This window comes from Hymenobacter armeniacus (genome assembly GCF_014699055.1).
Lineage (GTDB): Bacteria > Bacteroidota > Bacteroidia > Cytophagales > Hymenobacteraceae > Hymenobacter > Hymenobacter armeniacus.
On sequence record NZ_JACXAC010000004.1, the window covers coordinates 440,788 to 466,556 of the forward strand.

13 protein-coding genes and 1 tRNA gene are annotated in these 25,769 nt (G+C 63.5%); 13 read left to right on the top strand and 1 reads right to left on the bottom strand.

Annotated features, from left to right (window positions below):
• Window positions 1-56 precede the first annotated feature (56 nt).
• Window positions 57-2,048, top strand: coding sequence for a hypothetical protein (locus IC234_RS13355; protein ID WP_190925403.1), 1,992 nt, complete (start codon window positions 57-59; stop codon window positions 2,046-2,048).
• A 197-nt stretch (window positions 2,049-2,245) separates the two neighbouring features.
• Here IC234_RS13355 and IC234_RS13360 read toward each other — a convergent pair whose 3' ends face one another.
• Window positions 2,246-3,169, bottom strand: a complete 924-nt coding sequence (locus IC234_RS13360) for an AraC family transcriptional regulator (protein WP_190925406.1) — start codon at window positions 3,167-3,169, stop codon at window positions 2,246-2,248.
• A 138-nt stretch (window positions 3,170-3,307) separates the two neighbouring features.
• Between IC234_RS13360 and IC234_RS13365 the strand changes: the two genes are divergently transcribed.
• The 12 genes from IC234_RS13365 (at window position 3,308) to IC234_RS13415 (ending at window position 25,763) form a co-directional block, all read left to right on the top strand.
• Window positions 3,308-4,891 carry a sodium:solute symporter gene (locus tag IC234_RS13365; RefSeq protein WP_190925408.1) on the top strand — a complete coding sequence of 528 codons (1,584 nt, stop codon included), beginning with the start codon at window positions 3,308-3,310 and terminating at the stop codon, window positions 4,889-4,891.
• 526 nt (window positions 4,892-5,417) lie between these two features.
• The gene (locus IC234_RS13370; RefSeq protein ID WP_190925410.1) at window positions 5,418-8,612 is read left to right on the top strand and encodes a SusC/RagA family TonB-linked outer membrane protein; all 3,195 of its coding nucleotides are present in this window, start codon (window positions 5,418-5,420) and stop codon (window positions 8,610-8,612) included.
• A gap of 39 nt (window positions 8,613-8,651) precedes the next feature.
• Window positions 8,652-10,592: a RagB/SusD family nutrient uptake outer membrane protein gene (locus tag IC234_RS13375; protein WP_190925412.1), complete on the top strand. Its 1,941-nt coding sequence runs from the start codon at window positions 8,652-8,654 to the stop codon at window positions 10,590-10,592.
• Between the two features lie 22 nt (window positions 10,593-10,614).
• Window positions 10,615-13,515, top strand: coding sequence for a SusC/RagA family TonB-linked outer membrane protein (locus IC234_RS13380; RefSeq protein ID WP_190925414.1), 2,901 nt, complete (start codon window positions 10,615-10,617; stop codon window positions 13,513-13,515).
• 35 nt (window positions 13,516-13,550) lie between these two features.
• Complete coding sequence (locus IC234_RS13385) at window positions 13,551-15,359, top strand: RagB/SusD family nutrient uptake outer membrane protein (RefSeq protein WP_190925416.1); 1,809 nt, start codon at window positions 13,551-13,553, stop codon at window positions 15,357-15,359.
• A 30-nt stretch (window positions 15,360-15,389) separates the two neighbouring features.
• Window positions 15,390-17,483, top strand: coding sequence for a DUF4962 domain-containing protein (locus tag IC234_RS13390; protein WP_190925418.1), 2,094 nt, complete (start codon window positions 15,390-15,392; stop codon window positions 17,481-17,483).
• A gap of 145 nt (window positions 17,484-17,628) precedes the next feature.
• Window positions 17,629-20,481: a beta-mannosidase gene (locus IC234_RS13395; RefSeq protein ID WP_190925420.1), complete on the top strand. Its 2,853-nt coding sequence runs from the start codon at window positions 17,629-17,631 to the stop codon at window positions 20,479-20,481.
• Between the two features lie 193 nt (window positions 20,482-20,674).
• Complete coding sequence (locus tag IC234_RS13400; RefSeq protein WP_190925422.1) at window positions 20,675-22,867, top strand: glycoside hydrolase family 3 N-terminal domain-containing protein; 2,193 nt, start codon at window positions 20,675-20,677, stop codon at window positions 22,865-22,867.
• 558 nt (window positions 22,868-23,425) lie between these two features.
• Window positions 23,426-23,593 (top strand): transposase-like zinc-binding domain-containing protein, encoded by a 168-nt coding sequence (locus tag IC234_RS22280; protein ID WP_449405229.1) that lies wholly within the window; start codon window positions 23,426-23,428, stop codon window positions 23,591-23,593.
• Window positions 23,594-23,759: 166 nt separating this feature from the next.
• On the top strand, window positions 23,760-24,149 hold the full coding sequence (locus IC234_RS13405; RefSeq protein ID WP_190925424.1) for an IS1 family transposase: 390 nt from the start codon (window positions 23,760-23,762) through the stop codon (window positions 24,147-24,149).
• 59 nt (window positions 24,150-24,208) lie between these two features.
• Window positions 24,209-24,283, top strand: a tRNA-Val gene (locus IC234_RS13410).
• 325 nt (window positions 24,284-24,608) lie between these two features.
• Window positions 24,609-25,763, top strand: coding sequence for a Gfo/Idh/MocA family protein (locus tag IC234_RS13415; RefSeq protein ID WP_190925426.1), 1,155 nt, complete (start codon window positions 24,609-24,611; stop codon window positions 25,761-25,763).
• Window positions 25,764-25,769 lie beyond the last annotated feature (6 nt).

Genomic DNA, 25,769 nt, shown 5'->3' on the forward strand with positions numbered 1-25,769 from the left:
CCGGCGAACCTGGCGCCAACGGCCCCGCTCGCCCGGCCGCCCCGCTTCCCACTGAAATGATAAAACACGCTCTGTTCACCATTGCCGCGGCGGCCGCGCTGCTGGCCTCGCCCACGGCGGCCACCGCTGCCGGGGCAAAGCCGACAGTGCCCGCACCTGCGGCCGACTCCATCACGCCTGCCCAGGTCAGGCTGCGCTTCGACCAGGCCAGGCAAGCCGGCGTGCATCCCCGGCTGTTCTTTGCCGCGGCCGATATCCAGCGCATCAAAACCCTGCGCCAACAACGCGACCCGTTTGTGCTCATGGCCTTCGAGCAAATGCAGCAGGAGGCCGATGCGACCCTGAAGGAGCCCTTGCTGGACTATGCCCTCGATGATGCCAAGCTCCGCATTCCGGCCATTCACCGCTTTGCCGGGCAGCTGCCCAAGCTGGTGCTCATGTACCAGCTCACGGGCGAGAAAAAGTACGCCGACCGCTGCTGGGCCCAGCTGGAAAAGCAGGCGCACTACCCCGACTGGGGTGCCGACCGGCACTTTCTCGACACCGGCATCGGGGCTTTCAGCTTCGCCCTGGCCTACGACGGCCTGCACGACTACCTGATGGAGGCGCAGCGGGCCGAGTTGCGCGCGGGCGTGCTCCGGCACGCGCTCCAGCCCGGCCAGCAGCAGATGGAGCGCAACGCCTGGTGGCACAAGGCCAACCACAACTGGAACGGCATCTGCCACGGCGGCCTGCTGATGGCGGCCCTGGCCATGTTCGAAGCCGACCCGGCCAACATGAGCCAAGTGGTGTCGCTGGCCGCCAACGCGCTGCCGCTGTACCTGCGAGAGTTCGAGCCCGATGGGCAAAGCGAGGAAGGCCTGATGTACTGGAGCTACGGCCTGATGTACACCACCGTGGCCCTGGAAGCCATGGAGCGGGCCCTGGGCACCAGCTTCGGCCTGGCCGACCGGCCCGGCCTGCGCAAGGCCGGCTGGTTTCCCATCTACATGTCGGGGCCGGCGGTGGGGCTGAGCATCGGCGACGACCCGCTGAAAAACAGCCGCGGCGCCACGTTTTTCTGGTTTGCCCGGCACTACCACGACGCGCCCCTGGCCAAGGCCCAATACGAACTGGCCCTGGAAAACAAGGCCCCCGTGTGGCACGACATCCTGTACTACGACCCTGCGCTGGTGAAGGCGGCCACCACCGGCAAGAAGGTGAGCCTCGACAACCACATTCGCAAGATTGAAGTGATGTCGCTGCGGGAAAACTGGACCAAGGACGCCCTGTACATTGCCCTGCACGGCGGCAACAATAACGCCAACCACGGCCACCTCGACGCCGGCACCTTCGACATTCAGGCGCTGGGTGAAACCTGGGCCTACGGCGCCCTGGGCAGCGACAACTACACCTATCCCGGCTACTTTTCCAAGACCACCCAGCCGGCCTACACCGACGCGCCCGCCGCCCAGGCCGAAGCCGGCCGCTGGCACTTCTACCGCCTGCGGGCCGAGGGCAAAAACTGCCTGGCGTTCAACCCCGGCACCCGCCCCGACCAGGACCCCATGGGCGCGGCCACGCTACTGGATTCCGGCTCGTCGGAGCAGAAAAGCTTTTTTGTCGTGGATTTGTCGAGCCCCTATAAGCGGGACGTGACGTCCTACCACCGGGGCATTCTGCTGGACCGCACCCGCCGCACCATCACGGTGCAGGACGAGCTGAAGGCCCGGCAGGGCGCTGACATCTGGTGGAGCATGCACACCAAGGCCGCCATTGAGGTGACGGAAAACGGGCGCGGGGCCATCCTCCGGCTGGGCGATAAGAAGATGGGCGCCCGCATCGTGTCGCCCGGCCCGGCGTCGTTTCAAGTGCTGGCGGCCACTTACCTGCCCGGCGAGGCATTTCCGCTCACCAAAAACTCCCCCAATGCCGGCTTCCGGAAGCTGGCCATCGAGCTGAAAGGCGTGGATGCGGCCAACATCCGGGTGGAATTTTACCCCATCACCCCAGGCGCCACCGCCAAACCAAAAAAGCCCACGGGCTTTCAGCCGATGGCAAGCTGGTAGCTAGCTTTGGATGCGGCTTGGGTTCGACGGCTGGAGGTAGAGACGCAATATTTTGCGTCTCGTCGGCCGCGCCGTTCGGGTCGTTCGACCGATGACGTTCAACGAGGAGTTCTGGGTGGTGGCTATGCGTTGTCGTTCGACCGGTAACGTTCAACGAGGAGACGCAAAATATTGCGTCTCTACACGTGCTACAAACCCTAATACCGCACCAGCCGGTCGTAGCCGGTGAACTGCTCGTCTTTGCGCTTTTCCTTGTAGTGGAGGCGGTAGTAGGAGGGGGAGTAGTTATACTTTTTCTTGAACTGCCGGTTGAAATTGGCCACGTTGCGGAAGCCGCTCATGTAGCAAATCTGCGACACGGTGTGGTTGGACTGAATGAGCAGCTTCGAGGCGTAGCCGATGCGCAGGTAGTTCACGTAATCGGTGAAGCTCAGGTTGGTGAACTTCTTGAAAAAGCGCGAAAACGCCGACTCCGACATGCCAATCAGCGAGGCTGCTTCGGCCAGCGAAACGGTTTCCTGGTAGTTCTCGGAAATGAATTTGTAGACCTTGTTGATGCGCGTGCTTTTCGATTCGTCGGGCTCGGCGATGTAGCCCGGCATGGCCAGCTTGCGCACCTCCTTGGACTCGGCCAGGGTGTGGATGATTTCCAGGAACAGCAGGTAGGCCTCAAAGCCTTTCAGCTCGATGAGGCGCAGGAGTAGTTTGATGACTTTCTGCTCCGTGCCGCCGTAGAACTGGTACCCGCGCTTGGAGCCCAGCAGCAGGGTTTTGATGGGTTTCATGACCAGCGAATTCAGGGCCACGTCGGAGAACACGCTTTCTTTGAACTGCAGGGTAATCACCTTGGCGTGCTCCTCGGGCGCAATCAGCTTGTCGTCGCGGTACCAGCAGTGGGGCGTGTTCGGGCCTATCATCACCAGGTCGCAGAGGTCGTAGATTTCCACGTTGTCGCCCACCACGCGCTTGCCGCGGCAGTTCATCACCAGGTTGATTTCCAGCTCCTCGTGGTAGTGCAGCGGGTAGTCGAACTTGGCGTTGTCGTCGTGGGTCAACACAAAAATCGAGTCTTCGGAGATGGGGATTTTCTCCAGAAACACGTCCACTTTCTTGTTCTTCATCGGGGCGCGGCTGAGGCGTGCGGGGGGCCAGCCGCCGGGCGCCGGCCGCTGGCAAAGCACGCCTAAGATAGGCAGGCGTAGCGGCTGAGCGCGGTGCCGCCCGTATTTTCACCGCCCACACGGAATTTTTGCCTGCTGATGCCCGAAACACCTTTTAACCTGAAGCCCTGGGATGTGGCCATCATTGCCGCCTACTTCCTCTTCATCATCTGGTGGGGGCTGCGGAACTCGAAGAGCAGCAACTCGAAGGACTACTTTCTGGCGGGCCGCAACAAGAAATGGTACGCGGTGGGCCTGTCGCTGTTCGCGGCCAGCATCTCCAGCTCCACGCTCATCGGGCAGTCGGGCGACACCTACAGCACGGGCATTGCGGTGTACAACTACAACCTGATTTCGGTGCTGGTGCTGGTGTTTTTCGCCTGGTTTTTCCTGCCGTTCTACCTGCGGTCGGGGGTGTTCACCATGCCCGAATTCCTGGAACGGCGCTTCGACCGGCGCGCCAAGTACTACTTTTCGGCCCTCACCATCCTGGGCGCTATCTTCCTCGATGCCGCCTCCACGCTCTACGCGGGCGCCCTCGTTATGCAGCGCATTCTGCCCGAGGCCAGCGTGCCGGTACTCATCTTTGCGCTGGCTTTCGCGGCGGCCTCCTATACCATTCCGGGCGGGCTGTCGTCGGCCATCAGCGCCGAGCTGGTGCAGGCGGTGGTGCTGGTCATCGGCTCGGTCATTCTCACCTGGCTGGCCATGTCGAGGGTGGGCAGCTGGGCCACTTTGCAGGCCCGGTTTGCGGGCACCGAGATGCTCCATCTCATCCGTCCCCTCGACGATGCTTCGGTGCCGTGGCTGGGGCTGATTGTGGGCATCCCCATCCTGGGGTTCTACTTCTGGTGCAGCAACCAAACCCTGGTGCAGCGCGTGCTCAGCGCCGATTCCATCGACCAGGGCCGCAAGGGCGTGCTGCTCACGGGCTTCCTCACGGTGGCCACGTTCTTCATCATCGTGTTTCCGGCCATGCTGGCCAAGGTTGCCTTCCCGGACCTGCCCAAACCCGACATGGTGTACCCCACCATGCTGCTGGAATGGATGCCGGTGGGCCTGCTGGGCGTCATCATCGCGGCGCTGCTGGTAGCCATCACCTCCACGCTGAGCGCCATCCTCAACTCGGCCTCCACGCTCTTCACCCTGGATTTTTACGCCGCCTACAAGCCGGCAGCGAGCAGCCGGGAGCTGGTGCGGGTGGGCAAAATTACGGCCGTCGTCATTGTGCTCATTGCCTCGCTTTGGGCCCCCAACATCGGCAAGTTCGGCTCGCTGGTGAAGTATTATCAGGAGATGCATTCCTACATCGCCCCGCCGGTGGTGGCCGCTTTTTTCCTGGGCCTGTTCTACAAAAGAGCCAACGGCACGGGCGTTTTTGCCGGCCTCATGGGCGGCTTGTTGATTGCCGGGCTGCTGATTTTCTACAAAACCACCGTGTTCGGCAACCTGCACTTCCTGCTGGTCACGCCGTTCGTATTTCTGGCCGCGGCCAGCATTATGGTGGTGGTGAGCCACCTCACGGCCCCGCCGCCGCCGCTGAAAACCGACGCCTACACCTACTCCGGCGAAATCCTGCGCCAGGACCTGGCCGCTCTGAAAACGGTGCGCTGGCACCACAGCTTCTACTTCTGGTCAGCGCTGCTGGTGGGGGTGTGCCTGGCCATGCTGGCTATTTTTTAGGCTTCGGCAACGGAGGTATTGGAGGTAAATAAAGCAGTAGGGTAGAGGCAAAGCCGGCCGCGTGGCGGTCGGGGCGTGGAATGCTGCCGCGTGAGTTCCAGTAAGCTGTTTAGAGCGGGTTTTAGGTTGGTGGATGGCTATTAGAACGGGGTAGAGACGCAATATTTTGCGTCTCATCGTTGAACGACTGGCGTTGAATAGCACCCACGCGGTGCGGACGCCGAGACGCAAAATATTGCGTCTCTACCCCGTACGACAAATTGAGAATTGCTCTGGAAAGTCGTCAATATCAATCAGCCTGACGGGCTGGTGTCGTTTTAAACTGCCCCAGCGCAAAAAAAATAGTGGCCCGCCTTTAGGGTTGCCGGCCCTTCGACAGACTGTACCGCCAGCAGGAGCGCAGGGGGCGAGCCCGCGGCCCGAACAACCCGCGGCCAGCCACCGGCACCCGGGTGCAATAAGCCCCCCGGCGCCGCCCCGGGCTGATGCTCCCACCCGCTTCCCGACACAACTCAACCAGTAGCGCATGGACTTTTTTACGTTGATTACCAATGCTCACCGGGAGCGGTCTGCGAAACCGCTGCAGGCTCCGCTGCTTCTGTTGCTGACGCTGGCGGCTCCGCCGCTGGCCGGCGGCGGCGCGTGTCTGGCCGCCGCACCGCTGGCCTTTCAGGCGCCGGCGCAAGCCAAAGGCCCCATCACCGGCCGCGTGACCACCGCCAAGGGCGAGCCCCTGATTGGGGTGACCGTGCAGGTGAAGGGCACCAACCGGGGCGAAAGCACCGACGTGAACGGCAACTTCTCCATCAACGTGCCCGAAGCCGATGCCGTGCTGGTGCTCAGCTACATCGGCTTCGTGAAGCAGGAGGTGCCCGTCAATGGCCGGACGACGCTGGCCATCACCCTGGCCGAAGACCAGCAGGCGCTGGAAGAAGTGGTGGTGGTGGGCTACGGCACCCAGGACAAGCTGAGCGTGACCGGCGCCATTTCGAGCGTTAAATCCCAGGACATCCTCAAGGCGCCCGTGTCGAGCGTGGCCAACGCCCTGGCCGGCCGTACGCCCGGCGTGGTGACCACCCAGCGCGGCGGCGAGCCCGGCCGCGACGTGGCCGACATCTACGTGCGGGGCATCGCCACCTTCGCGCCGGGCGCCAACCGGCAGCCGCTGGTGCTGGTGGACGGCGTGGAGCGCAGCCTGGCCTCCATCGACCCCTACACCATCGAGAACTTCTCGGTGCTGAAGGATGCCTCGGCCACGGCCGTGTTCGGCATTCGGGGGGCCAACGGGGTCATCATCATCACCACCAAAACCGGCGCCATTGGCAAGCCGGAGGTGTCGCTCTCCACCAACTTCGCGGTGCAGAACCCCATTCGGCTGCCCCAGCTGCTGAACGCCGTGGACTACGCCACGCTGCGCAACGAGGCGGCCCGCAACGACGACCCGCTGAACCCCAACGCCCGGCTGTTCAGCGACAGCGACATCGAGCACTTCCGCACGGGCGACGACCCGTACTTCCACCCCAATGTGAACTGGTTCGATTACATGCTGCGCAAGTACGCGCCGCAGCAGCAGTACAACGTCAACATCAGCGGGGGCAACAAGGACGCCAAGTATTTCGTGTCGCTGGGCCACCTGAACCAGGACGGAGCCTACAAAATTGGCGACTTCTTCGATGATTTCAGCGCCAACCCCAACTACAAGCGCTACAACATCCGGGCGAACTTCGACTTCAACGTGACGAAGAAGCTGACGCTGTTCTTCAAGTCCGGCTTCGACATCACCAAGGGCAACTATTCGGGCAGCGCCACCAGCGACATTTTCGGGACCATCCTGTCGGCCAACCCCATGATGTCGCCCATCATCTACGACGGCAAGGTGGTGCGCAACGTGTCGGGCCTCACGGGCTTGCAGGTGTCGAACACGCCGCTCTACCAGATGCTGAACAACGGGTTCAACTCCGTGCTGAGCAGCAACCTGAACACCAACGTGGGCGCCCGCTACAACCTGGACCAGATTACGCCCGGCCTGGCCATTCGGGGGCAGGTGGCCTACGACAACTACTACCTGCAGGACTCGCGGCGCAGCAAGCTGGTGCCGCTCTGGGACCTGGAGCGCGACCCGGCCAACCCCACCTCGCCCATTCCGGTGCCCATTATAAACCAGTTTGAGGGGCCGGTGGTGTTCGGGGCCGACAACTACACCAAGTACCGCAAGGTGTACGCCGAGGGCGCCGTGGAGTACAAGCATTCCTTCGGCAACCACGGCCTGACCGCCCTGGCCCTGACCAACGCCGAGCGTGCCTACCGCGGCGGCAACGAGCTGCCCTACAACCTGCTGGGCTTCGTGGGCCGCGCCACTTATGACTACCAGCAGAAGTATTTCGCCGAGCTGAACATTGGCTACAACGGCTCCGAGAACTTCGCCAAGGGCAAGCAGTTCGGCTTCTTTCCCTCGGGCTCGCTGGGCTATTTGGTGTCGCAGGAGTCCTTCTTTCCCAAGAACGACTACTTCACTTTCTTCAAGGTGCGGGGCTCGTACGGGGCCGTGGGCAACGACAAAATCGGCGGCCGGCGCTTCCTCTTCACGCCGGATTCGTACCGGTTGGTGACGGCCAATAGCTTCAACAACAACGTCTTTCACACCGGCCTCAACCACACCATCCAGAACGGCTACACCGAGAGCCTGCTCGGCAACCCCGACGTGACCTGGGAGCGGGCCGTGAAGTGGAATATCGGGGCCGACCTGAAGTTCTTCAAGGACAAGCTCTCCGTGTCGGGCGACGTCTTTAAAGAGGTGCGGAACGACATTCTGTACTTCCTGAACCTGCCCGTGACTTTCGGTGACCCTAACCTGGTGGCGCCCTACAACATCGGCAAGGCCGAAAATCACGGCTTCGAGCTGGACCTGAACTACCAGGACAAAGTGGGCACCAGTGGCCTGGGCTACTGGGTGAACGCCAACTACTCCTTTGCCCGCAACAAGATTGTGTACCAGGACGAAACGCCGCAGCCCTACCCGGGCCTGGCCTACACCGGCAGCCGCATTGGCCAGCTGAAGGGCCTGCTGGCCGATGGCATCTACAACACGGTGGAGGAAATTCCCTCGCCCAGCGTGCTGCGCTCGGAGTGGCAGCCCAACCTGAAGCCCGGCGACATCCGCTACGTGGACGTGAACGGCGACGGCATCATCAACAACAACGACCAGGTGAACATCGGCAACCCCAACGTGCCGGAAATCATTTACGGCACCTCGTTCGGGGTGAATTTCAAGGGGTTTGAGCTGTCGGTGCTGTTTCAGGGCACGGCCAACGTGTCGACGTACCTGACTGGTGAGAGCGTCTGGCCGTTCGTGGCCGGCACCAAAACGGCCTTTGAAAACGCCAAGGAAAGCTGGTCGCAGCAGCGCTACGAAAGCGGCCAGCCCATCTCGCTGCCCCGCCTGACGGCCAGCCCCGAGGCCAACAAGCACAACTACCGCATGTCGTCGTTCTGGCTGCAGGATGCCTCCTACGTGCGCCTCAAAAACCTGGAGCTGGGCTACAACTTCAACCCCAACCTCGTCCGCCTGATTGGCCTGAAGGGCGCCCGCCTCTACGTGAACGGGCAAAACCTCTACACCTGGACGAAGATGAAATATTTCGACCCCGAGATAGCCAACTCCAACGGGTCGGTGTACCCCATGGTGCGGGTGTTCAACGTGGGCGCCAACCTGCGCTTCTAAGCCGCCCGCCGCTTCCCGCCAACCGCTAACATCCCACCCATGAAACGCTTTTCCTATCTGAAAGCCGCCCTGGCTACGAGCTGCCTCTTCGTGAGCCCAGCCTGCAAGGACATTCTGGAGCAGCCCGACGACGCGGTGATTACCGCCGACCAGGTGTTCAGCACCCCAGACAACGCCATGCAGTCCCTGTACAACGTGTACGCCACCTGCCAGATAAACGGGTTCATCACCGGCGACGGCAGCAACGGCCGCTCCGACGCCGGCACCAACGACGGCCTGCTGCTGGCCGCCTCCGACGAAGGCGACCAGGTGGGCACCGGCGGCGTGGCCAACAGCTTCAACGACGGCACCTGGGGCCCCAGCAACCAGAACGAGTACAGCATCCAGCGCGTGACCCAGGGCATGCGCAACGCCTGCGTGTTTCTGGAAAACGTGGACAAGGTGCCCTTCATCAGCACCGGCCAGTACAACTGGACGCCGCAGCTCAAGGCCCAGACCATTGCCGAAGCCAAGGTGCTGCGCGCCCTGATGCACTTCGACATGATGAGCCGTTTCGGGGGCATTCCCATCATTTCGGAAGTGCCCAAGGTGGTCATCAAGAACGTGGGCGGCATCAACAAGGCCGAAGTGACGCCCTCGGCCAACCGCCAGAGCCTGAAACGCACCATCGCCTTCATTGTGCGCAGCTGCGACGAGGCCATCGCCGACCTGCCCAACAGCTACCCCAGCTCCGACCTGGGCCGCCTCACCAAGGGCGCCGCCATGGCCCTGAAGGCCCGTACGCTGCTCTACGCGGCCAGCCCGCTCTACAACACGGCCACGCCCTACCTGTCCTTCGGCGCCGACAGCCTCATCTGCATGCAAAGCTTCGACCCGCAGCGCTGGCAGGACGCCGTGGTGGCCAACAAGGCCGTGCTCGACTGGGCCGCCTCGAACGGCTACGCCCTGCTCGACGACGCCACCCTGGGCAAAAGCGAAAGCTACAACTACGCCACCGGGGCCGTGTTCGACCCCAAAAACAAGGAAATCCTGTTCTTCGACCACACCCACGGCCAGCAGGCCGGCGGCGCCAACATCGTGCGCTGGGCCTGCCCCATCTACTTCTCCTGGGGCAACAGCGTGATGGCGCTGCCGATGAACTTCATCCAGAAAACCTACCGCGACCGCAACGGCAACGACATCACCCTGCCCACCACCGGCTCGTTTCCGGCCTTCAAGAACCTCATGCGGCGCATGGAGCCGCGCTTTCATGCCACGGCCTGGTGGCCCGGCTCGCAGTACACCAACACGGGCCTGATGAACACGGTGGGCGGCAACGACACCTCCAAATTCCTGATAAAAGTGGGCAGCGCCAGCGGTACCTTCCAGCAGGTGCCCACCACGGGCCAGCTGCTCGGCAACGGCGTGCCCAACGGCATCCACCAGAAGAAGTTCATCAACCTGGTGAACGCGCTCAATGGCCGCTTCGATGGCTACTGGCCCATCTTCCGGCTGGCCGAGTTCTACCTCAACCACGCCGAGGCCCTGAACGAAGTGAACCCCGCGGACCCGGCCATTTTCACGTCCTTGAACGCTATCCGGACGCGGGCCGGCCTGCCGCTGCTGGCCCCCGGCAACGCCACCTACGCCAGCATTGCGGGCAGCAAGGACCGGATACGGGCCTACATCCAGCGGGAGCGGGCCGTGGAGCTCTACGGCGAGGAGCACCGCTTTTTCGACGTGCGCCGCTGGAAGATTGCCGCCAACGACGGCGTGATGAAAGGCGACTTCTTCCGCATTTTCCTGCACGAAAACGGCACAGGCTCCTACGTGTACCCCACGCCCGCCATGACGCCGGCCCAGCGCCTGGCCAACGACCAGAAGCTGTCCTACCGCATCGAGAAGTTCGAAACCCGGGTGTGGGACGACAAAATGTATTTCTACCCCTTCCCGCAAGCCGAAGTGAACAAGGGATTTCTGGTGCAAAACCCCGGCTGGTAATTACTTAACCGAAGCGAGAGACATGAAACAGTATGTACACAAGCGCGTGCCGGGCGCGGTCTGGGCGGGCATTCTGGCCGCCCTGGCGCTGCCCGCCGCCGCCCAAACCCCCGACTCCACCCGGGCCGTGGCTTCGGACTCGGTGCGTAGCCAGCGGGCTGCCGCGCAGTCGGGCAGCTTTTTGGAGCAGCAGGTGGCTTTGCCGTTTGGGCCCACCATCAGCCGCCGCAACACCACCGCAGCCCTGTCCAGCATCGGCAACGGGCCGCTGCGAAGCTACAACACGCCCAACCTGGGCAACACCCTGCTGGGCCAGCTCAGCGGCCTGAACGTGGCGCAGCGCGGCAGCGCGCCGGGCAACAACGACACGCCGGCCCTCTCCATTCGGGGCGTGCAAACGTTCCAGGACAACGCGGTGACGGTGCTGGTGGACGGCTTCGAAACCAACTACACCACGCTGCTGCCCGAGGAAATCGAGAGCATCACGGTGCTAAAGGATGCCGCGGCGCTGGCCGTGTACGGCCTGGACGGCGCCAACGGCGTGGTGCTCATTACCACCAAGCGGGGCGTGGCGTCGGGCAAAAACGCCATCACGTTCAGCTCGCGCTTCGGCGTGCAGACGCCGGCCTATAAAACCGAATTTGTGTCGAACGGCGAGTATGCCGACCTCTACAACCAGGGCCTGCTCAGCGACGGCAAGACCATCGGCCAGGGCTATTTCAGCACCCCGCAGATTGTCGACAACTTCAAGTCGGGCGCTTACCCGTACCTGTACCCCAACGTGAACTGGTACGACGAAACCATCCGGCCCAGCACCACCAGCCAGGACTACAACCTCACGGTGCGCGGCGGCCGGCCCGACGCCAAGTACTTCGTGGCCCTGGGCTATGCCGACTACAACGGCCTCTACGCCAACACCGACAAGGACCGCAAAACCAGCTCCAACTACAACCTGCAGCGCTTCAACCTGCGCGCCAACTTCGACGCCGAAATCACCAAGTTTCTGACCGCCGAAATCAAGCTGCGGGGCACGATGCTGAACAAGACGTTCCCGAACGCGGCCGAAACCGACATCTGGCGCAACATCGCCCTGTTCAACCCCTACCCGTTGTTTACGCCGGACGGCAGCTACGGCGGCGCCCAGGGCTACGCCGAAAACCCGGCCGCGTCCATCCGCCAGAAGGGCTACAACTCCATCAACGACCGCACGGTGGATGCCAACGTGAAGCTCATTGGCAAGCTCGATTTCCTGACGCGCGGGCTGTCGGTGTTTGGGCAGGTGAACTTCAACAACTTCTACTTCTCGACCTACAACAAGACCCGCGGCTACCTCTACCAGGAGCTCACCGCCCGGCCCGACCTCACCGCGCCCGGCCAGGACCTGCAGTTCGACGCCGCCGTGCGGGGCAGCTCCGACCGCAACTTCGCCATCACCCAGGGCACGGGCACCCAGCTCACGCGGACCAGCTTCGTGGGCGGCACCGAGTACAGCCGCAGCTTCGGGCCGCACGCCGTGTACGCCTCGGCCATGTACCTGCAGGAGCGCATCGACGGGGCCGGCAACGAGATTCCCTACGCCAAGCAGAACATCATGGGCCGGGTGAGCTACAACTTCCGCGAGAAGTACTTCGCGGAGCTGGGCTACTCCGTGAGCGGCTCCGAGAACTTCCCCAAGGGCCACCGCTTCGGCGTGTTTCCCAGCCTCTCGGCCGGCTGGGTGCTGAGCCAGGAAAGCTTCCTGAGCGGCAGCAAGGCCGTGAGCTTCCTGAAGCTGCGCGGCTCGGTGGGCCTGCTCGGCAACGACCGGGCCGGCAACTCCGGCCGCTTCATCTACAACCAGTTTTACCTGGGCGCGGGCAGCTACCTGCTGGGCAACAACTACGACGTGACGGCCGCCACCTTCCGCCAGGGCAACCTGGCCAACCCCGCCGTGACCTGGGAAAAATCCCTCAAAGCCAACGTCGGCCTCGATGCCGTGCTCTACGAGAATCTGAGCGTATCGGTGGACGTGTTTCAGGAGCGCCGCACCGACATCTTCCTCAATCCCTCCAGTTTCGTGTCGTCCATCGTGGGGGCCACGTTCAACAACGTGAACCGCGGCGAAACCCAGAACCGGGGCGCCGAAGTGGAGCTTTCGTACCGCGGCACCGTGGGCCCGCTGGGCTACCGCCTGGGCGGCAACGCCTCCTACGCCAAGAACAAGATTATCAACATCGAGGAGCCCTACCGGCCCGAAGAATACCTGCGCGCCGAGGGCCGCTCCATCAACCAGCCTTTTATTCTGGAGTCCATCGGCTTTTTCCAGAACCAGGCCGAAATTGACCAGAGCCCCAAGCAACTCTTCGGCGAGGTGCGGCCCGGCGACGTGAAGTACAAGGACCAGAACAACGACGGCTTCATCGACGACAAGGACCGGGTGGCCATCGGCAACACCGCCGTGCCGAACTTCTACTACGGCTTCAGCACGGGCTTCGATTTCAAAGGGTTCGACCTGAACGTGTTCTTCCAGGGCGCGGCCAGCCGCAGCGTGTCGCTGCTCGACAACAACAACGTGGTGCCCTTCCTCAACGGCGGCGTGAAGCCCACGCCCTGGGTGCGCGACAACTACTGGACCCCCGAGCGCGGCAACGCGGCGCAGTTCCCGCGCCTCACCACCGAGGCCAACCCGAACAACTACCGGCCATCCACGCTCTGGCAGCGCGACGGCTCCTTTATCCGCCTGCGCAACGTGGAGCTGGGCTACACCCTGCCCCTGAGCGTGAGCTCGCGCCTCAAGCTCTCGACGGTGCGGGTGTACGTGAGCGGCAACAACCTCTACACCTGGGACCGCATCAAGGAGCTGACCGTGGACCCGGAAATCATGAACGTCTTCGTGCACCCCTCGCTGAAGAGCTACAATTTCGGCTTCTCGGTGCAGCTGTAGCCCCGGGCCTTTCACCGCGCAGAACTTTTCGCCTTATGAAAAAATACCTGACCGTGCTTTCGCTCCTGCTGGCCGTGGCGCTGGGGAGCTGCAAAAAGGACTTCCTCGACACCAACCTGCAGCAGAACTACGACGAGGAGCTGTTCATCAACTCCGGCTTCGACAACCTGAAGGCCTTCGGGATGGGCACCTACAACTACCTGCCCCAGCTCAACGGCTACGGCTCGAACGCCCTGCTGGCCGGCGCCAGCGACGAGGCCGATTTTGCCCGCGCCACCCCCATTCAGCGCTTCAACACCGGCGCCTGGGGCCCGTTCGACAACCCCGACGACGTGTTCGGGGACTACTATAAGGCCATCCGGCACGCCAACCTGTTCCTGGAAAAGACGGTGGACTACAAGACGTTGATTATCAAAGACACCATCAACGCCGCCAACAGGGCCATCTACGTGCAGAACCTGGACGACTTCACCAAGCTCCGGGCCGAAGTGCGCTTCCTGCGGGCCTACTACTACATGGAGCTGATAAAGCGCTACGGCGGCGTGCCGCTGGTGACCACCGTGCTGACCGAGGAAAGCGCCAAGGGCGTGGCCCGCAACACGTTTCAGGAGTGCGTGAGCTTCATCGTGAAGGAGTGCGACGAGGTGTACCCCGTGCTCACCAACCACTACACCAACTACGGCCTGCCGAGCGGCAGCCGCGTGGGGCGCGGCGACGGCGGCACCGACAACACCCGCCTCGGCCGCGTGGAAAAGCCCGCCGCCCTGGCCCTGAAGCTGCGGGCGCTGCTCTACGCCGCCAGCCCGCTGCAGAACGACGGCAACCTGCGCAGCCGCTGGGAAGCCGCCGCCGCCGCTGGCCAGCAGTTCTTCTCCGACCCCAACACCGCCCAGGTGCGCGTGCTCAATACCAGCTTCCCGGACCTGTTCACGGCCCAGAACACGGTGAACAACCTCACGCCCCGCAAAGGCGCCAACTCCGGCATCATCCTCACCCGACCCTTCGAGAAAAACGGCAACACGTTTGAGCGGGCCAACTACCCGGTGGGCATCACCAACGGCGGCCTGGGCGTCACGGCCCCCTCGCAAAACCTGGTGGATGCTTTTGAGATGAAAACCACCGGCCTGCCCATTGCGGCCGCGGGCTCCGGCTACGACCCCACCCGGCCCTACCTCAACCGCGACCCGCGCCTCGACTTCACGGTGGTGGTGGCCAACTCGGTGATGGGCCGCAACATCGACAACTCCAACCGCCTGACGCAGTCCTACGAGGGCGGGGCCGACGCCATCGGGGCCAAGGCCGGCGCCACCACCACGGGCTACTACCTGCGTAAGATGGTGGTGACCAACTTCGACGTGACCAAGGCCGACAGCAAGCCCAAAGCCTGGGTGCTGATGCGCTACGCCGAGGTGCTGCTCAACTACGCCGAAGCCATGAACGAAGCCTACGGCCCCGACGCCAAGCCCAGCCTGAACGGCGTGGCCGCCACCTATTCGGCCCGCGAGGCCGTGAACCTGGTGCGGGCCCGCGCCACCATGCCGGCCCTGCCGCTGGGCCTGGCCCAAGCCGCCTTCCGCGACCGCCTGCGCAACGAGCGCCGCGTGGAGCTGGCCTTCGAGGAGCACCGCTTCTTCGACGTGCGCCGCTGGAAAATTGCCGACGTGACCGAAAACCAGCCGCTGCTGGGTATGCGCGTCGTCAAAACCGGCGCTACCACCTTCACCTACCAGCCTTTCGTGGTGGAGCAGCGCACGTTCGTGGGGCCCAAGATGTACCTCTACCCCTTCCCCTACAACGACATCGCCAACAGCAACGGCTCGCTCACGCAAAACCCGGGGTGGTAGCACTGGCTACCAGCTAAAGCATTATCCATCATGAAGAAGCACTTCCTCTTATACCTGCTGTTCGCGCTGTGCTTCTCGTGCAAGGAGTCGCCGAACGACAACCCGCCCGCGCCGAGCAAGGGTGGGGGAGGAGGCCCGACCGGCCCCTTCGTTTCCACGGCGGTGGTGCCCATCCGGAGCGACGTGGTGGACCAGTGCTTCCAGGGCAACGGGCTGAAGGACGTGCACCCGAGGCTGTTTTTTACGGCCGCCGACATTGCCCGCGTGAAGGCTACCGGGCAGAGCGACGCGTTTGCCACCGGCACCTACAACGATGTCCTGGCCAAGGCCGATGCCGTGCTCACCGCGCCCTTGCTGGGCTATGGGCTGGACGGGGCCGGCCTGCGCATCACCAACATCCACACCTTCAGCAACGAGCAGCTGCCCTACCTGGTGCTGGCCTACCAGTTCACCAAAGACCCCAAGTACGCCCTGCGCTGCTGGCAGCAGCTCGACCGCATGTGCGCCTTCCCGGACTGGGGCGCCAACCGCCACTTCCTCGACGCCGGCATTGCCGCCAAGGGCGTGGCCATGGCCTACGATGGACTGTACGATTACCTGACGCCCGCCCAGCGCACGCAGCTGGTGACGGCGGTGCGCACCTTCGTGCTGGAGCCGGGCAAAACCCAGATTGAAACCAGCTCCGGCGGCTTCAAGTGGTATTTGACCAACGACAACTGGAACGGCATCTGCCACGGCGGCATGATTTCGGCGGCCCTGGCCATGTACGAAACCGACCCGGCGTTCATGAGCCAGGTGGTGGCCATCTGCGCCAACGGCACCAAGAAATACATGGATTCGCTGGAGCCCGACGGGGCCAGCGAGGAGGGCATGTCGTACTGGAGCTACGGGCTGTCGAACACGGTGCTGGCCTTCGATGCCATGAAGCGCATCCTGAGCACGACCTACGGCCTGACCGATGGCAACGGCTTCCGCAAAACCGGCTGGTTTCCGTTCAACGTGTCGGGCCCGGTGGGCACGGCCACCATGGGCGACGACTACATCTACAGCGGCAAAGACAACAAGTTCCTCTCGTACTTCTGGTTTGCCAAGCACCTCAATGACCCCGGCCTGGCCCGGGCGCAGTACGACGCCGCCTCGGCCCGCAACGCCAGCCGCCCCGTGAAAATGAACGGCTGGCTCGACCTGCTCTACTACGACCGCCAGCTCGTGAACCAGGGCAGCGCCGCCAGCTTCCCGCTGAATGGCTACGTGCGCGGCATCGACTACCTGTACGTGCAGGAAAACAACACCAGCGACCAAGCCCTCTACGTGGCCATGCACGGCGGCGACAACAACGCTAGCCACGGCCACCTCGACGCCGGCTCGTTCTACCTGCAGGCGTTGGGCGAAACCTGGGCCCAGGGCAACCTGGGGGCCGAAAACCCTTATCCGCGCGACTACTTTACTAATTCTGGCCCGTCGTACACTGCGCCCGCCACCACCGTGGCTGGCACACGCGGCCGCTTCTACTACTACCGGGTGCGCACCGAAGGCAAGAACTGCCTGGTTTTCAACCCCGACGCCCGGCCCGAGCAAACCCCCACCGGCGTGGCCACCGTGGCCGCCCAGCAGGCCGATAACACCGGCGGCTTCTACGTGCTGAACCTGGCTGACGTGTACACCCGCGACGTGACGGCCTACAAGCGCGGCATCAAGCTCAACCGCAGCAGCGGCATTGTCACCGTGCAGGACGAGTTTACGCCGGTGCGCGGCTCCACCGTGTACTGGCTGATGCACAGCCCCGCCACCGACGGCCTGCTCATCAGCACCGACGGCCAGACGGCCACCATGACGAAAAACGGCAAAACCTACTACGCCGTCATCAAGGCGCCGGCCGGGGCGCGGTTCACCAAAGTCGACCGCTCCACCAGCACCATCAACTACCTGCCCGAAACGGCGCCCATCTTCGCCGGCATCATGGCCAGCGAAAACACGCCCAACCAGTGGTACGGCAAGCTCCAAATCAAGCTCGATGCCCTGGCGCCCAACGTGCCCACCACCATTCGGGTCGACTTCGTGAAAGCCGCTACGGCGACCACGCCCGCCCTCACTGCCCTTAATTCCTGGACCACGTCCAATTAACCCTGCTTATGGCCGATTAAAGCAAGCGCCCCGAAGCGTCGGGTGCCCTCTGGTGGGATAGAGGCACCGGTTTTGGGTGCGCTTGCTACGGGCCGGTATTCGGTCAGCCGATGACAATTAGTAGCGCAATTTATTCTACCTGTAAATGAAGTTTTTCGAGTCTTCCGGTCTGCGTGTTGTCCTGCTGCTGTCGGCCTTCGGCCTGGGCAGCGGGCCCCACGCCCAGGCCCAATACAAGTTGAATTACGGCCTGAAAGAGCCCCAGGAAGCCAGCCTGCTGCCCCGGGCGGCGGCTCCGCTGTCCACCGCCACCCGCAAGCCCAAAGTAGCTCCGAGCCCCACGCTGACCCCCACGCCGGACGGCAGCTTCCTGCTGCGCCACGGCTGGGAGCTGACCCCGGCCAACGCCGTGAAGGCCGACGGCGCCGCCATTTCCACGCCCGGCTTCAGCAGCGCCAGCTGGTACAACGCCACCGTGCCGGGCACCGTGCTGGGCACCCTGGTCGACCAGGGCGTGTACCCCGACCCGTACCTGGGCCTCAACAACCTGCACATTCCCGACTCGCTGAGCCGCCAGGCCTGGTGGTACCGCACGGCTTTCGCCGTGCCGGCCCGGGAGAAGAACAAGACCGTGTGGCTGCAGTTTCAGGGCATCAACTACGCCGCGGAGGTGTGGCTGAACGGCCGGAAAGTCGGCACCATGCAGGGCGCCTTCAAGCGCGGCCGCTTCGACATCAGCAGCCTGGTGAGCCGCACCGGCCCGAACGCGCTGGCCGTGCACATCCTGCCGCCCCCCAACCCCGGCATTCCGCACGAAGAATCGGCCCGCACGGGCCAGGGCCCCAACGGCGGCCTGCACGCCCTCGACGGCCCCGCCTTTATTTCCTCCGAGGGCTGGGACTGGGTGCCCGGCATCCGTGACCGCAACATGGGCCTGTGGCAGGACGTGAGCCTGAAATTCACCGACGACGTGACCCTGCAGCACCCGCAGGTTATCACCGATTTGCCCCTGCCCGACACCACCCGGGCCGACCTGACCATTCGCACCGAAGTGGCCAACCACGGCCGCCAGGCCCGAACGGTCACCCTGAAAGGCGAGATAGAAGGAATTTCCTTTTCCCAGAAAGTGAGCCTGCAGGCCGGCGAGCAGAAAACCGTGGCCTTCACGCCGGCGCAGTTTCCGCAGCTGCGGCTGGTGAAGCCGCACCTGTGGTGGCCCAACGGCTACGGCGCTCCGGCCCTGTACCCGCTGCGCCTGACGGTGGCCGAAAACGGCCGCGTGTCGGACCAACAAACCCTGCGGTTCGGCATCCGGGAGCTGTCGTACGAAATGACCGTGGACGGCCCCGCCCAGCCCGGCCAACGCGTGGAATTCAACCCGCTGGCCGTGAAAAACCCCGCCCAATTGCTGTTCGACAACACCAAGCGGCGCGAGGTGGAGCCCGGCGTGTGGGTGGCCAGCCTGCGGCTCGGCACCGAGGCCGCCGCGCTGCTTCCCGTGCCGGCCCCCGCCGCCGCGCCCTACCTGGTGCTGAAGGTGAACGGGCAGCGCATCTATTGCAAGGGCGGCAACTGGGGCATGGACGACGGCATGAAGCGCGTGTCGCGCGCGCACCTGGAGCCCTACTTCAAGCTGCACCAGAACGCCCACTTCAACATGATTCGGAACTGGACCGGCGAGAGCACCGAGGAAGCCTTCTACGACCTGGCCGACGAGTACGGCATGCTCATCTGGAACGACTTCTGGATTTCGACCGAGGGCTACAACCTGGAGCCCACCAACAACGCCCTGTTCTTGGACAACGCCCAGGACATTGTGCGCCATTTCCGCAACCACCCGTCCATTGCCATCTGGTGCCCGCGCAACGAAGGCTACGCCCCCGTGCCGCTCGAAGACGCCCTGGCCTCCCTTATCATGCAGGAAGACGGCACGCGCTTCTACCAGGGCAACTCGCGCAACCTCAACCTGCGCCCCAGCGGCCCCTGGCACTACTTCAAAAGCCCGGTCGACTACTTCAACAACAACGCCCAGGGCTTCACCACTGAAATCGGCACCTTCTCGGTGCCCGAGGCCGAAACCATCCGCAAGTTCATCCCCAAGGCCGACCTCTGGCCCGTCAGCGACACTTGGTACTACCACGATTTCCACGAGGAGCAGGGCCAGAAAGACTACATCGCGGCCGCCAACAGCCGCTACGGCGCCTCGGCCGGCGTCGACGAGTTTGCCGCCAAGCTGCAGTTTCTCAACTACGACAGCCACCGGGCCATTTTCGAGGCCTGGAACAGCAAGCTCTGGCACAACACTAGCGGCGTGCTGCTCTGGATGACGCACCCGGCCTGGCCCAGCATGATTTGGCAGACCTACACCTACGACTACCAAACCCACGCCTCCTACTACGGCGCCCAGAAAGCCTGCGAGCCCATCCACGCCCAAATGAACCTGCACGACAACTGCGTGGTGGTGATAAATTCCTCCCTGAAGACCATCAAAGACGCCACCGTGCAGGTGAAAGCCTTCGCCCTCGATGGCAAGGAGTTGTTTGCCCAGCAGCAGCGGGTGCAGGTGGCCGCCAACCAGCTCACCACCGCCTTCACGCCCGAGCTGCCGGCCAGCCCGGCTGGCCCCTACCTGGTGCGGGTGCAGCTGCTGAGCCCGACCGGCGCGGTCATTTCCCGCAATGAATACTGGAAGGCGGAAAACGACGCTTTTCAATCCTTTGCCCGGCAGCCCCCGGTGCAGGCAGCCTGCAAAATCACGGCCCGGGATGCCTCAGCCCGCAAACTCACCTTCCGGGTGAGCAACCCGGCCCCGACGGCGGCCCTCAACGTGCGCTTCGTCCTGCTGGGCAAAGACCAGCAGCCCATCCTGCCGGCGTATTTTTCCGACGCCTACTTTACCCTGCTGCCCAACGAAAGCCGGCTCATTACCGTGGAGTACCCCGAGGGCCTCAAGGCCCAGGATTTGAGCGTGGCCTCGGGCGGCTTCAATGTGAAGTAAGGCTTTCGACTTAACAGTCTGGCTGGCTGAACGGTGTAGAGACGCATATTTGCGTCTCGTCGTTGAACGGAATCGGGCAATTTGCGCGAACGTAGAGACGCAAATATGCGTCTCTACACCGTTTCGGAGGCTTAAACAGCTCCTTGGCAATAGCCCCCTTGCTACCCCTAAACCCCGAAAACACCGGCTGAACATGAGCATTACCCCAAGCCGCCTGTTCGTGGCGGCCGCGCTGCTAACCGCCAGCCTCACGGCAGCCGGCCAAACGCTGCCGACCTTCCGCGACCCCGCCCGGCCGCTGGAGGCGCGGGTCCGCGACCTCATCGCCCAGCTCACGCTGGAGGAGAAAGCCCAGCAGATGCTCGACCAGAGCCCGGCCATTCCGCGCCTGGGCATTCCGGCCTTCAGCTGGTGGAACGAGGCCCTGCACGGCGTGGGCCGCTCGGCCCCGGCCACGGTCTTCCCCGAGCCCATTGGGCTGGGCGCCACCTTCGACGAGGACCTGGCCCGGCGCGAGGGCACCGCCATTTCCGACGAGGCGCGCGCCGTGTACAACGCCGCCGTGGCCAAAAACCACTACGTGAAGTACGGCGGCCTCACATTCTGGACGCCCAACATCAACATCTTCCGTGACCCGCGCTGGGGCCGCGGCCAGGAAACTTACGGCGAAGACCCCACCCTCACCGGCCGCCTGGGCGTGGCGCTGGTGCAGGGCCTGCAGGGCACCGACCCCAAGTACTTGAAAGTAGCGGCCTGCGCCAAGCACTACGCCGTGCACAGCGGCCCCGAAAAGCTGCGCCACGAATTCAACGCCCAGCCCACGCCCCAGGACTTGCGCGAAACCTACCTGCCTGCCTTTCGCGCCCTGGTGCAGGATGGCCACGTGGAGTCGGTGATGTGCGCCTACAACGCCACCAACGGCGACCCGTGCTGCGCCAACGAATTCCTGCTGAACCAGGTGCTGCGCCGGGAATGGGGATTTAAAGGCCACGTCGTGAGCGACTGTGGCGCCCTGTACGACCTCTCCGCCGGCCACAAAACCGTGCCCAATGAAACGCAGGCCGCCGCCATCGCACTACGGCGCGGCGTCAACCTCAACTGCGGCAACACCTACGCGCAGCTACCGGCCGCCGTGCGCCAGGGCCTGCTCAAAGAAACCGAAGTGGACAGTGCCCTGGCCGTGCTGCTGCGCACGCGCTTCAAGCTCGGCCTGTTCGACCCCGCCAACTCGACGCCCTACGACCAGCTGGGCCCGGAGGTGGTGAACAGCGCCGCGCACCGCGCGCTGGCCCGCGAGGTGGCCCTCAAGTCGATGGTGTTGCTGAAAAACAACGGCGTGCTGCCCCTGCGCCCCGACCTGGGCAAGTACTTCGTGACCGGCCCCAACGCCACCAGCGTGGAGGCGCTGCTGGGCAACTACTACGGCGTGAACGGCCAGATGACGACCATCCTGGAAGGGCTGGCCGCCGCCGTGCAGCCCGGCAGCCAACTGGAATACAAGCAGGGCGCGCTGCTCGACCGGCCCAACATCAACCCCATCGACTGGACCACCGGCGAGGCCAAAACCACCGACGCCATCTTCGTGGTGCTGGGCATCACGGGGCTGCTGGAAGGGGAGGAGGGCGAGTCGATTGCCTCGCCCCACGCCGGCGACCGGCTCGACTACAACCTGCCGCAAAATCAAATCGACTTCCTGAAAAAGCTGCGCCAGGGCAGCAAAACGCCCATTATTGCCATCGTCACCGGCGGCAGCCCCATGAACCTGGCCGACGTGCACGAACTGGCCGACGCCGTGCTCCTGACTTGGTACCCCGGCGAGGAAGGCGGCCACGCCGTGGCCGACCTCGTGTTTGGCAAGGCGTCGCCCTCGGGGCGCCTGCCGGTCACCTTCCCGCGCAGCCTGGCGCAGCTGCCGGCCTACGAAGACTACCACATGGCCGGCCGTACCTACCGCTACATGACCCAGGAGCCGCTCTATCCCTTCGGCTTCGGCCTGAGCTACACCACTTTCGAATACACCGGCCTCAAGCTGCCCAAAAAAGCCGCTAAAGGCCAGCCCGTGGCAGTGGAAGCCACCGTGAAAAACACGGGCCAAACCGCCAGCGAAGAAGTAGTGCAACTCTACCTCACGCCCGCGCCCCGCGCCGGGCAGCAGGTGCCGCTGTACGCGCTCAAGCACTTCCGCCGCGTGCAACTGGCGCCGGGCGCCAGCACCACCGTCCGGTTCACCCTCACCCCGGCCGACCTAGCCCTGGTGGATGCCGCTGGCAAATCGGTGCCCGCCAGCGGCCCCGTAACCATTGCCGTGGGCGGCGCGCTGCCCAGCGCGCGCAGCCGGGCCCTGGGAGCCAGCGCGCCGGCCGTGAGCACCATGGTGCTGCGCTAAGGCAGATTATTAATAGGAAAAGCAAGCCAACTGCATGGGCTTTAATCCGGTGTAATTTGCTGTGGGGCGTAGTGCGGAGTTGGTTATCAACTGTTGAGGTATTAGCAATTCGGGTAGCCACTATTTACTTGAATTGCTTGTTGGGCGGAAAGCGACAAGGTAACGCGCGCACGCCTCCTATGGTAAAACGGTTGTTTAGGACCGAAAATGCGTTTATAACATTTATTGAACGCTCTGTTTGCGAGTGGGAGCGGAATGCTGTCAGGCGTTCCGCGGCGCGCACCGGTGAGAACCGCAGCTCATACTTGGAAATCCTACTGCTTCATAACGGCTCAATTCCCGCGTAGACCCCGTTTCCAATGCATTACCCTGCCCGTACGAAAACCAGTTGTATCCAATCCAAACGGTTTTCAATTGTGAAGTCACCACAGCCCGTTTAAGGGTATTAAAAAAAAACTCAAAAACGCTCCTTAAGGGTGTTTTTCGAGCGGCTTTTTTGTGCTCATTATTCATCCGATGGCGGTGGTCTAATAAGCAGTGATTGCCGTATAGCATCTCATGATAGTCACGACTCAATTATGCAGGCGATGCAGCAGTGAGCAGGTTCGCAAAAACGGCAGCACCGGCGGACGGGCCAAGTACCAATGCAAAGCTTGTGGCTTTCAAGGCACATTGCACCCGGCGGCCCCGGCGCGGGCAGCGCGGTACGCCCAGGTGGAAAAATAGCTGGCCGAGCGCAACTCCCAGCGCAGCATCGTGCGCGTGACGGGCGTCTCGCGCATGACCGTGGCCAAACTGGCAAAAAAAAGCGCAGCGACCCAGCCCGCCTTTGCCGCGCCGGCGGCCGAAAAAGGCGCAACGCCGGCAGTGGGAGGCGCTTGAACTCGATGAGATGTGGACGTTCGTGGGCCGCAAGCGGCGCAAAGTGTGGCTCTGGCTGGCTGTCGAGCGGGCCAGCCGGCGCATCGTGGCCTGGGTGCTAGGCCGACGCGACGTCGCCACGGCCCGCCGCCTGTGGGACGCGCTGCCGCGGCGCTACGGGCGGCACTGTTGGTACTTCACCGACCTGTTTCCGGCCTATGCCGAAGCCCTGCCCCGCGGGCCGCACCGTCCCTGCCCCAAACCCGAGCGCCAAACCCGCATCGTGGAAGCCCTCAACTGTTCGCTACACCAGCGTTGCGCCGTGCTAGTACGCAAGACCTGCTCGTTCAGCAAATCACTGGCAATGCACGCGGCCCGAATTAAAATTGTCATCGACAAGCACAATGTCACCCTAAATTAGACCACCGCCGTTTTATTTAAGTTTGTTTGCCTTGGGCACTGGTACCAGAGTTTTCTTTCGGGAGGTTAGCTCAGTTGGTTCAGAGCGCTGCTTTCACACAGCAGAGGTCGAAGGTTCGAGCCCTTTACTTCCCACACACATCAACAGCCACCTAGCTTCATTGCGGGGTGGCTGTTTTGCTTTTCGCTTGTGGAAAAGGGAATGCAGCGAAGTGTGCCATTCTAAGCTGCTTTCTGGATTGCAGACGCCTTGCCAGTGCCCACCAGTTCAAAGGTGCTTCCGGTGTCTCATTGCGCTGTTAGCGCAACCTAGGTGAGGGCTACCTACCGTATTCGTGAGCGTAGCAGCTATTTCCAACGGCTCTGCGTTCAACTCCCGTGCCCACGAACGTCGCCCTACCTACCCGAAGCGTCCTGCAGATTGTGGAGAAACTCGGCCAGCGCGCTACTTTCATTCATAATGAAGCTACGACTTGGAATGATTGGCGGGGGCGAGGGCGCGTTCATCGGGGCCGTGCACCGCATGGCGGCCCGGCTCGATGGGCTCTATGAACTGACGGCCGGTGCTTTCAGCAGCAACCCCGACACCTCGCGGGCCACGGGCGTGCTGCTGGGCCTGGCCCCCGGCCGCGTGTACTCGTCTTATACCGAGCTGCTAGTTCAGGAAAGCCAGCGGCCCGCGGCGGAGCGGGTGCAGGTTATCAGCATTGTGACGCCAAACCACCTGCACTTTGCCCCCGCTAAGCTGGCCCTGGAGCACGGATTCCACGTTATGCTGGACAAGCCGATGACTTTTTCTCTGGCCGAAGCTCGGGAGCTGGCGCGGGTGGTGGATGCTTCCGGCAAGCGCTTCTGCCTCACGCACACCTACACCGGCTACCCCATGGTGAAGGAAGCTCGGCAGCTCATCCGGGCCGGCCGGTTGGGCCGCCTGCGCAAGCTATACGTGGAGTATCCGCAGGGCTGGCTGAGCGAGTTTGCCGAGGGCGAAGCCGGCAACAAGCAAGCCGCCTGGCGCACCGACCCCGCGCGCAGCGGCCCGGCCGGGGCCATGGGCGACATCGGCACCCACGCCTTCAACCTGCTCGAATACGTGGGCGGCCTGCCAGTGGAGCAGCTCTGCGCCGACCTCAATACCGTGGTGCCGGGCCGCCGGCTCGACGACGACGGCGCCGTGCTGCTGAAGCTGGCGGGCGGAGCCAGCGCGGTGCTCCTGGCCACGCAGGTAGCGGCCGGCGAGGAAAACAACGTGCGCATCCGGGCCTACGGGGAGCTCGGGGGGCTGGAATGGCAGCAGGCCGACGCCAATACGCTGCTGCTGAAACCCTTGCACGGCCCGGCCGAAATCTGGCGCACGGGCGGCGGCTACGTCGGCCCCTTCGCGCAGCACAACACCCGCACCCCCGCCGGCCACCCCGAGGGCTACCTCGAAGCCTTTGCCAACCTTTACCGCAATTTCGCGCTGGCCATCCTGGCCGACCTTGAAGGCCGGACGCCCGCGCCGGAAGTGCTCGATTATCCGGGTATTGTGGAGGGCGTGCGGGGCATGGCCTTCATCGAAAACGTCATTGCCTCGGGCCGCTCCGATAAGAAGTGGACCGAATTCACCGTCTAGCTGCTC

Excerpts from the sequence above, each read along its gene's own strand:
- IC234_RS13365 (WP_190925408.1), top strand. The coding sequence starts at position 3,308 with ATGCCCGAAACACCTTTTAACCTGAAGCCCTGGGATGTGGCCATCATT.
- IC234_RS13360 (WP_190925406.1), bottom strand. The coding sequence starts at position 3,169 with ATGAAGAACAAGAAAGTGGACGTGTTTCTGGAGAAAATCCCCATCTCC.
- IC234_RS13355 (WP_190925403.1), top strand. The coding sequence starts at position 57 with ATGATAAAACACGCTCTGTTCACCATTGCCGCGGCGGCCGCGCTGCTG.
- IC234_RS13390 (WP_190925418.1), top strand. The coding sequence starts at position 15,390 with ATGAAGAAGCACTTCCTCTTATACCTGCTGTTCGCGCTGTGCTTCTCG.
- IC234_RS13395 (WP_190925420.1), top strand. The coding sequence starts at position 17,629 with ATGAAGTTTTTCGAGTCTTCCGGTCTGCGTGTTGTCCTGCTGCTGTCG.
- IC234_RS13370 (WP_190925410.1), top strand. The coding sequence starts at position 5,418 with ATGGACTTTTTTACGTTGATTACCAATGCTCACCGGGAGCGGTCTGCG.
- IC234_RS13400 (WP_190925422.1), top strand. The coding sequence starts at position 20,675 with ATGAGCATTACCCCAAGCCGCCTGTTCGTGGCGGCCGCGCTGCTAACC.
- IC234_RS13380 (WP_190925414.1), top strand. The coding sequence starts at position 10,615 with ATGAAACAGTATGTACACAAGCGCGTGCCGGGCGCGGTCTGGGCGGGC.
- IC234_RS13415 (WP_190925426.1), top strand. The coding sequence starts at position 24,609 with ATGAAGCTACGACTTGGAATGATTGGCGGGGGCGAGGGCGCGTTCATC.
- IC234_RS13405 (WP_190925424.1), top strand. The coding sequence starts at position 23,760 with ATGTGGACGTTCGTGGGCCGCAAGCGGCGCAAAGTGTGGCTCTGGCTG.
- IC234_RS13375 (WP_190925412.1), top strand. The coding sequence starts at position 8,652 with ATGAAACGCTTTTCCTATCTGAAAGCCGCCCTGGCTACGAGCTGCCTC.
- IC234_RS22280 (WP_449405229.1), top strand. The coding sequence starts at position 23,426 with ATGATAGTCACGACTCAATTATGCAGGCGATGCAGCAGTGAGCAGGTT.
- IC234_RS13385 (WP_190925416.1), top strand. The coding sequence starts at position 13,551 with ATGAAAAAATACCTGACCGTGCTTTCGCTCCTGCTGGCCGTGGCGCTG.